The 11,482-nt window shown below is 44.3% G+C and carries 10 protein-coding genes and 2 tRNA genes; 4 read left to right on the plus strand and 8 right to left on the minus strand.

Annotated features, from left to right (window positions below; all coding sequences use genetic code 11):
* Positions 1 to 8: 8 nt before the first annotated feature.
* Positions 9 to 1,652 carry a 2-oxo acid dehydrogenase subunit E2 gene (locus LU297_RS08685; RefSeq protein ID WP_263076126.1) on the plus strand — a complete coding sequence of 548 codons (1,644 nt, stop codon included), beginning with the start codon at positions 9 to 11 and terminating at the stop codon, positions 1,650 to 1,652.
* Positions 1,653 to 1,734: 82 nt separating this feature from the next.
* Entirely contained in the window at positions 1,735 to 2,220 is a 486-nt protein-coding gene (locus LU297_RS08690) for a DUF302 domain-containing protein (protein ID WP_263076127.1), read from the plus strand.
* A 44-nt stretch (positions 2,221 to 2,264) separates the two neighbouring features.
* Here LU297_RS08690 and LU297_RS08695 read toward each other — a convergent pair whose 3' ends face one another.
* The 5 genes from LU297_RS08695 to LU297_RS08715 form a co-directional block, all read right to left on the minus strand.
* Positions 2,265 to 3,476 (minus strand): MFS transporter, encoded by a 1,212-nt coding sequence (locus LU297_RS08695; RefSeq protein WP_263076128.1) that lies wholly within the window; start codon positions 3,474 to 3,476, stop codon positions 2,265 to 2,267.
* 83 nt (positions 3,477 to 3,559) lie between these two features.
* On the minus strand, positions 3,560 to 5,179 hold the full coding sequence (locus LU297_RS08700; protein ID WP_263076129.1) for a phospholipase D family protein: 1,620 nt from the start codon (positions 5,177 to 5,179) through the stop codon (positions 3,560 to 3,562).
* Positions 5,180 to 6,682, minus strand: a complete 1,503-nt coding sequence (gene rimO, locus LU297_RS08705) for a 30S ribosomal protein S12 methylthiotransferase RimO (RefSeq protein WP_263076130.1) — start codon at positions 6,680 to 6,682, stop codon at positions 5,180 to 5,182.
* Between the two features lie 213 nt (positions 6,683 to 6,895).
* Positions 6,896 to 6,972, minus strand: a tRNA-Asp gene (locus LU297_RS08710).
* A gap of 5 nt (positions 6,973 to 6,977) precedes the next feature.
* Positions 6,978 to 7,053, minus strand: a tRNA-Val gene (locus tag LU297_RS08715).
* Between the two features lie 354 nt (positions 7,054 to 7,407).
* Here LU297_RS08715 and LU297_RS08720 point away from each other — a divergent pair.
* Positions 7,408 to 8,736 (plus strand): lytic murein transglycosylase, encoded by a 1,329-nt coding sequence (locus LU297_RS08720; protein ID WP_263076131.1) that lies wholly within the window; start codon positions 7,408 to 7,410, stop codon positions 8,734 to 8,736.
* 49 nt (positions 8,737 to 8,785) lie between these two features.
* Here the strand turns inward: LU297_RS08720 and ypfJ are convergent, their stop codons facing one another.
* A complete protein-coding gene (gene ypfJ / locus LU297_RS08725) occupies positions 8,786 to 9,682 on the minus strand; it encodes a KPN_02809 family neutral zinc metallopeptidase (RefSeq protein ID WP_263076132.1) in 897 nt (298 codons plus the stop codon).
* 150 nt (positions 9,683 to 9,832) lie between these two features.
* On the opposite strand from ypfJ, the gene LU297_RS08730 reads away from it, so the two are divergent.
* Positions 9,833 to 10,504 (plus strand): alpha/beta hydrolase, encoded by a 672-nt coding sequence (locus LU297_RS08730; protein ID WP_263076133.1) that lies wholly within the window; start codon positions 9,833 to 9,835, stop codon positions 10,502 to 10,504.
* A gap of 11 nt (positions 10,505 to 10,515) precedes the next feature.
* Here the strand turns inward: LU297_RS08730 and LU297_RS08735 are convergent, their stop codons facing one another.
* Together LU297_RS08735 and infA are read right to left on the minus strand one after the other, a co-directional pair.
* Positions 10,516 to 11,181, minus strand: coding sequence for an alpha/beta hydrolase (locus LU297_RS08735; protein ID WP_263076134.1), 666 nt, complete (start codon positions 11,179 to 11,181; stop codon positions 10,516 to 10,518).
* Between the two features lie 35 nt (positions 11,182 to 11,216).
* Positions 11,217 to 11,441: a translation initiation factor IF-1 gene (gene infA, locus LU297_RS08740; protein ID WP_078306721.1), complete on the minus strand. Its 225-nt coding sequence runs from the start codon at positions 11,439 to 11,441 to the stop codon at positions 11,217 to 11,219.
* Positions 11,442 to 11,482: the final 41 nt, after the last annotated feature.

The raw sequence follows: 11,482 nt of genomic DNA on the forward strand, positions 1-11,482 counted from the left end.
AGAATATGATGGAAATCAAAGCCCCCGATTTGGGTGTAGAATCAGCCGAAGTGGCAGAAATTATGGTAAAAGTTGGCGATAGCGTCAGCGAAAATGATAACCTTGTCTTGGTAGAGTCAGATAAAGCGTCGGTAGAAGTACCGTCGCCTGTCTCTGGCACAATCACTGCCGTACATATCAATGTTGGCGATCACATTGGCGAAGGTTCTGTGCTATTTACAGTAGAGGCTGGCGATTCTGCCAGCACCGCCCCAGCAGCACAAGAAGCTGTCGAACCTACTGCTCCTGTAATTGAAGAAGCTCCTGCACCAGTTGCCGCACCATCTGCTGCACCAGTTGCCAGCGAAAGCCAAACGCATAATCTGCCTGACTTGGGTGTGGATTCTGCTGAGGTTGCTGAGGTAATGGTTGCAGTTGGCGACAGCGTGTCAAATGGTCAGCCATTACTATTGGTAGAATCTGATAAGGCATCAGTCGAAGTGCCAGCACCTGTTGATGGTGTGGTTGAGAAGATTTTGGTCAATGCTGGCGACAGCGTGTCAAACGGTCAGCCGTTCATCGTGATTAAGTCTGGTTCGGCAGCTGCACCAGCACCAGTAGCCACACCTGACCCAGTGGTGCCAGCCAGTGTTTCAGTACCACAAGCTAAGCCAGTAGCACCAGCACCAGCCGCCGCTCCAAAAGCGACTGGCGAAAAATTACCTGAAAACATCGTGAACGAAAAGGCTCGTGATGTCTATGCAGGTCCTGCGGTGCGTAAATTGGCTCGTCAGCTTGGTGTGGACATCAGCCAAGTGGTGGGTACGGCAGCACACGGTCGCATTCTAAAAGAAGATTTGTTTGGCTTTGTCAAAAATATCGTGCAAAATGGCACGCCTGCCAAAGCTGCATCTACTTCAACCAGTGATGTGCGTTCTGGCTTACCAAATCTGCCTGACATGAGCAATAAAGAGATTTGGGGTGAGATTGAGGAAATTGAACTATCACGCCTACAAAAAGTCTCTATCCCACAGCTAAATCTAAATACGCTATTACCGCAGGTAACTCAATTTGATTTGGCGGACATTACTGACACAGAAGCAATGCGTGCCAGCTTAAAAGATAGCTTTAAGGCACAAGGTGTGAGTTTGACAATTTTGGCATTCATTGTTAAAGCGGTGGCTTATGCACTGACCCAACACCCAAAATTCAACAGTCATGTCTCTGATGACAATACCAAAATGATTGTGCGTAAGTCGGTGAATATGGGTATTGCAGTTGCAACTGATGATGGTTTGATTGTGCCGGTCATTCGCAATGCACAAGATAAAGGCATTCGACAGCTGGCGATTGAGATTGGCGAACTTGCCAAAAAAGCTCGTGATAAAAAACTGACCGCCAAAGAGTTGCAAGGTGCGTCATTCACCATCTCATCGCAAGGCAATATGGGTGGTACTTATTTCACACCTTTGGTCAATCACCCACAGGTGGCGATTTTGGGTATTTCAGAAAGTACCTATCAGCCACGCTGGAATGGTAAAGAGTTTGAACCTCGTCTAATGTTGCCACTATCGTTGTCTTATGACCATCGCACGATTAACGGTGCGGACGCAGCGGTATTTACCCGCTATATCGCTACTTTGTTGGCAGACCCACGCCGTATTTTGTTGTAATTCCCTTAAAAAAGGTGGCGTGTGATGCCACCTTTTTTGCAAATTTAACCCACAACTTTAACCCATGACTAGGAGCAAAAAGATGAAAAAATCATTGGTTGCCATTGCCTTGGGTACAGCATTATTGACTGCTTGTCAATCTGTACCCGCCAAACTAAATCCACTTAGCCCAAAAACACAGGAAACTGCCGTGAGTAATAAGCGTTTTATCAGTGCCTATGATTTTGCAACCACCGTTCAAAGAATTCAACAAGGTGTGAGTGATAAAGGCATGACGGTGTTTGGTGTGATTGACCATGCCAAAGCTGCCCAAAATGCAGGTCTTAACATGCAACCTGCGGCGGTCATTGTCTTTGGCAATCCAAAAGCTGGCACGCCACTGATGGTAAAAGACCCTGAATTTGCTTTACAATTACCGCTAAAAGTGCTGGTCACGCAAACCGACAAAGGTGTCTTGGTGGCAATGACTGATACTAAGGCATTGATTGCAGGTTCAAAAATCAGCTATGCAGAAGTTGAAAACAACCTAGCAAAAGCAGAAATGGTGATTGAATCTTTGGTTAAATAACCAAAACAAAAAAGCAGTCAATATTTGGCTGCTTTTTTCATTCATCATTCATCGGTTGTTGGGATTGATTGTGTGTAGAAGCTGACAAAGATGGTCAGTAGGGCGATAACCATCAAATACCAAAATGGCGTATAAGATAAATAATAGGCCATGTAACCAAGTATGAATGACAAAAATGCACCCATCAAAGCAGGAATGAGACTAAAACTGATGGCTGTGCCACGCAACCGATTTTCAGGCATGAACAGCCGCACTAGCATTGATGGCATGACACCAATCACACCACTGGTAAAGCCAATCATGGTTAAAAATAGTAAAATCAGCGAACCATCGTGTTGAATGTGAAAAATAAATAGAGCGGTTTGTAGCAATAAGGCAATGCCAGTCAATAAAAATAAGCGAGAGACACTGACAAAGTCTGCCAAAAATCCAAAAAAGATACAGCCTGTCATCATCATGATTAGAGTAAAAGCATTGCCAAAATCAGTAGAAATCAACAGCAAATCAAAGTTTAACTCAATCAATGGCAGTAGCAAGCTAGGTAAGAAGAAAAGTAAACCAATGACAATGGTGGATAATGCCAGAGCAGGGAAAAAGTTGGTTAAAAATTCTTTGCAAAACAGTCGCTGCCATTCGGAGGGATTGCCACATTCGCCATCGGTGTGCGATAGATGATTGTCTGGCATGACAGTCTTTTGACTAAATTTTATTTGCTTGATAAAGGGCAGTAGGATAAACGACACCACGGCAATCAAGACAAACATCAATCGCCAGCTTGATTTTAATAATTCAATATGACTAAAATTATTATTTAATATATTCCAGAAAATAATCTGCATTAAAAAACCAAACAGACCGCCTGCCATCGTGATGCTGCATGCTGTTGCCAATCGTTTGGCGGATATGTTCATGCTGATGATGACCCAAATAAGAGGGAATAATATACCAACCACAAAACCATTAAGAAGTCTTGTAAGCACCAGTAATACAGGCGACAGACCGCCCAGCAATGCATGACTTGGTGTCAAAGCCGTCAATAGTGTAATGATACCCAACGCCATCACACCATAGAAAAAAATCTTATTAAGATGATGACGACCGCCATAGACTGCCAATAAAACTCCGCCTAATAAACTCATCAAGTGTCCGCCAAACACATACCATAGATGAGCATTTTGATTATCTAGATTGATGAATTGCAACAAAATGCCAATATCCGCCAATCGTGAGAATGCGGCATAATTGAAAAAAATCAAACAATTAACCAATCCAGCCAAACCTATCAGTTTGGTATGGTGGTTTGATGAAGTTTTAAAGGGCATCAATGTCTTGTCAATCCTTATAACAGCCAATCAAGGGGTAGCCAGCTTAAAATGACGATATTGGCTCGGTCACCCAAGCTGGTTTTTGGTTCGTGTTGATAGATTTTGTATTGATGATTTTCTATCGTATGCCATTCAATTTTGCCTTTATCATTGAGCATGAGATGATAGGATTGCTCCATCAAGGCAGGGGTATCGTCCAGTACATCGTGCAGACGAGTGGCAAGTAGTTGGTCATAGATTAGCACGCCAAGCTCAGTATTGATATTGGCAGAGCGAGGGTCGAAATTATATGAGCCGATGAATACTTGGTCGTCATCAACAGCAAAGGCTTTGGCGTGCAGGCTGGTGCTGGTTGTTTGTTTGGTTCGCCAAAATTTATTCTCATCAGCGGCAGCATTACTGGCGGTTGATTTGACCTCATACAGATTGACCCCAGATTGTAGCAGAGTCTTTCGCCAATGAGCATAGCCTGAATGAACCAAGCCAACATCAGTGGCGTCAAAGGAATTGGTCAATATGCTGACTTTAACACCTTGATTGGCAAGTGTGCTTAGCGTGGTCACTCCTGCTTTGGTTGGCACAAAATATGAAGAAATGATGCTCAGTTTATTTTTTGGACGACCGATTTTTTGGCGTAACTGAGCAACCAAATGACGCTCTGGTTGATATTTGGGTTGGCGAAGTTTGCTGGCAGGGTCTGCCAAAAATTGGATATTGGTCCAGCGAAAAGGCAGGCGTTTTTCTAGTAGGGCGGTGCTGATGGTGGAGTTTTGCATGGCAAGTCGATAACTTCGCAATGCACGCTCGTTTTTTGTGGCAATTTGACTGTCCAAATAGTCATCAAAAACCACATCTTTGAGTAATTGGTCAAGTCTGAGTGTATTAGGGCTGACCAAAGTGGTGATGTCATAGGCACTATCGTCTTGCCAATATTCTTCAAAACTGCGAGCAACATCGCCAACCACAGAACCAATCAACAGCACATCAAGGTCGGCAAAGTTATTGATGGTGGTGTTATTAAGGTATTCATTACCAATATTGCGACCACCAATGATGCTGACTTTGCCATCAAAAGTCATGCTTTTGTTGTGCATACGAGCATTGAGCCTGCGTGCATCATTTAAAAAATTAACCCCACGAAATTTTCGGTACGCAAAAGGATTAACCAAGCGAACCGAGATATTTGGGTGGCTGGCAAAACGAATTAATACTCTATCTAGTGCCTGTGAGCCATTCATGTCGTCCAGTAGTAGGCGTACTTTTACGCCACGACCAGCCGCCTCCCATAGGTCTTTGAGCATCAGCTGTCCTGCTTCATCATTGTGCCAAATATAGTATTGTATGTCGATACTTTGCTGAGCTTTATCACTTAAAATACTGCGGGCGGCAAACGCATCAGCCCCATTGGCGATGGGATAGTAGCCAGAAAGCTTTGAATGGGTTAATTGTTCTAGGTAAGGTTGATTACTGGTTGATGACGATGGCGTCTTAGATACTGATACCTGCTTGGGCATGACGATGGGGTGTGGATTTTTGGGCAAGGTTTGACAACCAGTCAGCCATACGCCAAGACAAACAGATAGCCCAAAAGCCATCTGTTGTAAATGGTGCTTGGCGTTGGCATAAAACATCATTTAGGGACGCTTGGCGGATTGAAAACTGGCAAACAAGTCATACTCACTGGCTTCATCGATGGTCACGATGAGCATATCGCCTGCCTTGACGGTGTCATCAATTTCATCAACATAGACATGTCCGTCAATCTCAGGAGCATCTGCATAGCTACGACAAATCGCCACACCTTCTTCATGGTCAATCTCATCAACCAATACCACCAGTTCGCGACCGACTTTTTCGGCAAGTTTTTCAGCACTGATTTGTTGTTGCAATGCCATCAGTCGTTCATAACGAGCTTGTTTAATCTCTTCTGGCACAGGGTTTGGTAGGTCATTGGCGGCAGCTCCTTCGATTTCTGAATAGGTAAAGCAGCCCACACGGTCAAGGCGAGCTTGTTTTAGCCAATCCAGCAAATACTCAAAATCCTCTTCGGTTTCGCCAGGAAATCCCACCACAAAAGTAGAACGAATGACAATGTCAGGGCAAATTTCTCGCCAAACACGAATGCGTTCTAAGGTATCCTCACTCATGGCAGGGCGTTTCATTGCTTTTAGTACATTGGGGCTGGCGTGTTGGAATGGAATGTCCAAATAAGGCAACAGTCCGCCTGTCCCATTGCTGGCTTGCATGCTATCCGCCATGATTTGCACAACTTTATCGACATGCGGATAGGGGTAAACATAATGCAGACGCACCCAAATACCCAGCTTAGCAGCCGCTTCGCAAAAATCGTAGAATTTGGTTTTTAGTGGCTGACCGTCCCAAAAAGTGGTTTTGTATTTTAAATCCACGCCATAAGCAGAAGTGTCTTGTGAGATGATGAGCAGCTCTTTGACGCCAGATTTTTTTAGGGCAACCGCTTCTTTCATCACGCCATCAATAGGACGGCTGACCAAGTCGCCACGCAACGATGGAATGATACAAAAAGTACAACGATGATTGCAGCCTTCGGAGATTTTTAGATAGGCGTAATGCTTGGGGGTAAGTTTGATGCCAGCATCGTTAATCAAATCGATTTTTGGGTCGTAGGTTTTGGTTTTGGCAGGTTTTGGCACATGATGTGTGACTGCTTGAATCACTTCATCATAGGCATGAGCTCCTGTGACTGCCAATACAGCAGGGTGCATGGTGCGAATTTTGTCGGCATCTTTGCCCAGGCAACCCGTCACAATCACTCGACCATTTTGGTTGATGGCCTCGCCAATAGCATCAAGGCTTTCTTGGACGGCAGATTCAATAAAACCACAAGTATTCACCACCACCAAATCTGCACCATCATAATCTTTGGCAACCTGATAACCTTCACGAGTCAGCTCAGTAATGATGCGTTCGCTATCCACCAACGCTTTGGGACAACCCAGCGAAACAAAACCAATCTTGGGGGCAGTGCCACCATCAGCCAAAGGTGCGTTATGATTGGCGGATTGTTCAATACTGCGATTTTGGTTGTGGTTGGCTTTATGATGGTAGGCTGGCTGGCTTACGCTTTTTGGATTAAAGATGGTTGGTGTGCTTGTCATATTATCAGACTCAACATGGCTAGGATTGGCGATTTGTCAAAATCAACCCATCATTGGCAATTTTAGAGAATTTTGGTGCTAGATTTTAGCATAAAATCTGGCAAAACGCTGTCGAATTGTGCGGATATTTTGTTAAATTTTGCATGAAAAAATCCCCAAGCCAGGGGAGACTTGGGGTGAAAGTGAAAAGCTTTAAAAAAGCTACACTAAAAGTGGCGCAGCGGACGGGGCTCGAACCCGCGACCCCCGGCGTGACAGGCCGGTATTCTAACCAACTGAACTACCGCTGCTAAAATGGTGGGTGGTAACGGGATCGAACCGCTGACCCTCTGCTTGTAAGGCAGATGCTCTACCAACTGAGCTAACCACCCTAAGATAGTAAATCTTAGTAACGAACTTTTTATTGATTGATTATCAATTTGAACACTTTATGTCACCTTGTTCGTGTTCGTTCGTTGTGGTGCGTATTATATAGGATTTTGATTGAGTGTCAAATGTTTTTTGAAAGAAAATTGGGGGTTTTTGATAAAAAGTTTTTAAGATGTTGATTTTGTTGATATTTTTTATTGATAAAAATTTGATAAAATCGATGGTTATTCATGGGTGATGATGAGATGTTGTCATCAGATAACAAAATATAAAACTTTTATTATCGACTTTTGGGGGATTTCTTGATAGAGTGTGGCAACCTTTTTAAACCTTTCATTGATATTTTGGAAATTTTTATGAAAAAACCCATCAATTTACAGCATACATTGCTGGCGTTATCAGTCGCCTCAATAACAGCTTTTTTGGCATCGTGTGCCACGCAATCCACCCAAAAACCACCAATCAAAGTGATTGAACCCAATAAACCTGCTCCTGTGGTACAACAGCCTGTTGTGGTACAGCCAGTCCCAGCACCGGCCCCAAAGGTTGAAAATAAGCCTACTCAGGCTTTTTATGCCAGTTTTGATGAATGGCGTCGTGATTTCATCACTCGTGCAACCGCTCGTGGATACAACAACTACACCATCACAAGCTTACTAGAAGGAGCGACGCTCAATCAACGAGTGATTGACCTTGACCGCAGTCAGGCTGAATTTACCAAAATGCCTTGGGAATATGTTGAGTCAGCTGCTTCATCAAATCGTGTCAGTCAGGGTAAGGGCAAGTTAAACGAACATTTAAGCACATTATCAAATGCTGAACGACTGTATGGCGTACCAAAAGAAATCGTGACTGCGATTTGGGGCATGGAATCATCATTTGGTGGTGGTATGGGAAGCATGGATTTGGCGAGTGCTTTATCAAGCCTTGCCTATGATGGTCGCCGTCGTGAATTTGCCGAAAACCAATTATTGTCGATGGCAAAAATGATTGAGCGTGGCGATGCTACTCAGTCGCAATTTAAAGGCTCTTGGGCTGGCGGTATGGGGCATACGCAGTTTATTCCAGGTACTTGGCTTGATGAGGCAGTCGATGGTAATGGCGATGGCAAAAAAAGCCCTTGGCAGGTGGCAGATGCACTAAGTTCGACCGCAAGCTATCTGGCAAATGCTGGCTGGGTGCGTGGCTTGGCACCGTTTTATGAAGTGCGTTTGCCAGCAGGCTTTGACTATACCTTGTTAAATGCAGGCAAAAGAAGTCTTGATGCTTGGCGTGCGGCAGGTCTAAGCTCGGCTGCTGGTGAAAGTTTTGGCGGTAGTCAAGAGGCTGAATTATGGCTACCTGCTGGCAAAAATGGCCCAGCCTTGTTATTAACCAAAAACTTCGATGTGATTCGTGTGTATAACAACTCATCAAGCTATGCCTTGGGCGTGGCATTACTTGGCAAGCGTATCGCAGGCGGTAGCAATATTGTGGCTTCTTGGCCACGCCACGAACAGCCATTATCTCGCACCCAAGTGCAAAATCTGCAACGCAATTTGACCGCACAAGGCTATGACACACAAGGGATTGATGGCGTGCTTGGCAATAATACTCGCCGTGCATTTGCTCGTTGGCAGTCGGCAAATGGGCAGATTCCTGATGGCTTTGTCAGCCAAAGCAGTGCAGGCAGTATGACCTATTAAACCCATTAAAAAACCACGCCAATGAGCGTGGTTTTTTATTTTAGCTAAATTATAATTCTCTTGTTGAAAAAGTATCGCATTGGTTGATATCGCCAGTTTCAAAACCACGATAAAACCACTTTTGGCGTTGGGCACTAGTACCATGTGTAAAACTGTCTGGCACGCTATGACCGTGTGATTTGTGTTGTAAATAATCATCGCCAATTTTTTCGGCTGCATCTAGTGCCTCTTCGATGTCGCCTTTTTGTAAAAATTGCGTGCGTTCATGATTGTGTCTCGCCCATAATCCAGCAAAGCAATCAGCCTGCAATTCTTGGCGGACGGATAAATTGTTGGCAGCAGCTTGGCTGGCATTGGCTTGTAGCTGGCGTACTTGATTGGAAATGCCAAGCAATGTCTGCACATGATGCCCAACTTCGTGAGCAATGACATAGGCTTGGGCAAAGTCACCTGCTTGGTCATTTCGACTCAGCTGTGTTTGGTTTTGTTCGCCAGTAATGCCCATTTGTGTACGCATGTCACGGAAAAAATTGGTATCTAAATAGATTTTTTGGTCAGCAGGGCAGTAAAAAGGGCCGCTGGCAGAAGTGGCTGCACCACAAGCAGATTGAACAGAACCACTAAACAATACCAAATTTGGTTGTTGGTATTGTTTGCCATGTTGGGCAAAAATCGGTGTCCAGACATCTTCGGTGTCAGCAAGCACGGTCGCAACAAATTCACGAGATTCTGCCATGTCACTTGTTTCTTGGGTGAGGGTGGTTGGCTGTTGCTGACTTTGTAGTTGTTGTGTCACACCCAAAGTGGTCTCAGGGCTAATGCCAAACACTTTCCACACCACCAAGGCAATAATCAGACCTAAGATACTGACACCGCCTACTTTGCGACCGCCACCTGAACGCCTATCTTCGATATTGCTACTTTGTCTACGACCACGCCATTGCATAAAATTATCCTGTCAAAAAAAGAAAGTATTATACTAAAATTACGCCAACAAAACTGTTTTGGTTACGATATTTTACGAACATATAAAGATTTGGTTTCTGGCATAAATATGCTATGATGAGGTTTTTTATAGAAAAGTGAGTTGGCATCAATGACAAAACTAGACAGCGTGATTGTGACGCACAATCCAAAAAACCTACCAATCAGCAAGGCGGTCATTTGGCTACATGGGCTTGGGGCAAGTGGTCATGATTTTGAACCCATTGTTCCTGAGCTTGGCTTGTCCGATGAGGTCGGGGTGCGATTTATTTTTCCACACGCCCCAAAAATTCCTGTGACGGTCAATGGTGGTTATGTCATGCCAGCATGGTATGATATTTTGGAAATGACGCTGGATAGAAAGGTTGATGTGGCTCATATCAACACTTCTAGCCAAGCCATCAATCAGCTGATTGACGAGCAGATTGCACAAGGCATCGCCAGCCAAGACATTATCATTGCAGGGTTTTCGCAAGGGGGTGCGGTGGCGTACCACACTGTTTTGACCAACCAAAGAGTGCTTGGTGGACTATTGGCATTATCCACTTATTTTGCCACCAGCAGTCAGATTGATGCTGTGGGTGTCAATCGTTCAATCCCAGTCAAGATTGACCATGGGCAGTTTGATGATGTAGTGCCAATGTTGCTTGGGATTAGAGCCAAAGAAAGTTTGCAAAAGCTGGGATTGGCACCAACATTTAGTCAATATCCGATGGCTCATCAGGTTTGTTTGGCACAAATTAAAGAGATTGGTGCATGGCTAAATGAACGCTTTGGCGTGTAAATCTGCCCAAATCATGAATGGTCAAATCGCCCATTTTCCAAAAAGTGTATGACTTGATGGGCGGTTTGTTTATCGGTCAAAAGTCCTGTATGGCTGGCTGGTAAAATCAGGTAATCTGAGGCATTGGCAAGTGGTGTTTCAAATAAATAAACCGTCCCATCGTGAATTTTTTCTTGTTCATTTAAGTGATGACGACGACTATGCCAAGCCAAAAAAGGTACGCCAAGCCCAATGGGTTTATTGCCAGCAATGACACCAAACTCCACTTTGTCAGATATGGCAGGGCAGCGACCATCTAATGCTTCAAAAAGAGCGTGTTTAACCAGTGCACCTAGGTGATAACGCTTGGCATAACTGGCACAAATACTGCCTTGATGGGGTGTCCCTAGACTGACGCAGCGATGTACTTGCCAGTTGGGATAATGATGCATAAAATGACGAATCACCAATCCACCCAAACTATGCCCAACCAGATTGATGGGTTGGTGCTGGTCATGGTAAGTGGTCAAATAGTCGTGCAATCGACGACCATGTTGAGCGATGGATTCGGATAGACTGTGATAGTTGTGGCGATGAGTGGGAAAACCTGACGCACGAATTTTCTGCTCCAATGGTTTGGTGTACCAGTGGTTCATGTGCAATCCGTGAATCAAAATGGTTAGTGGCTTATTCATCATAAAAAAGACCCAGCGATGCCAGGTCTGATTTGGTATTAGTTTTTGCCACGATAAGTGATGCGACCCTTGCTCAAATCATAAGGGGTCATCTCAACTTTGACTTTATCGCCAGTCAAAATACGAATGTAGTGCTTACGCATTTTGCCAGAAATATGAGCGATAATCTCGTGTCCATTGTCAAGGCGAACCTTGAACAGGGTATTTGGCAGAGTGTCAATCACTTCGCCTTCAAATTCAATAATGTCGTCTTTTTTAGCCATAATTCATAATCAGATTGGTAAAAGTTGCCTTATTATACCAT

Source organism: Moraxella nasicaprae, assembly GCF_025643275.1.
Taxonomy (GTDB): Bacteria; Pseudomonadota; Gammaproteobacteria; order Pseudomonadales; family Moraxellaceae; genus Moraxella; species Moraxella nasicaprae.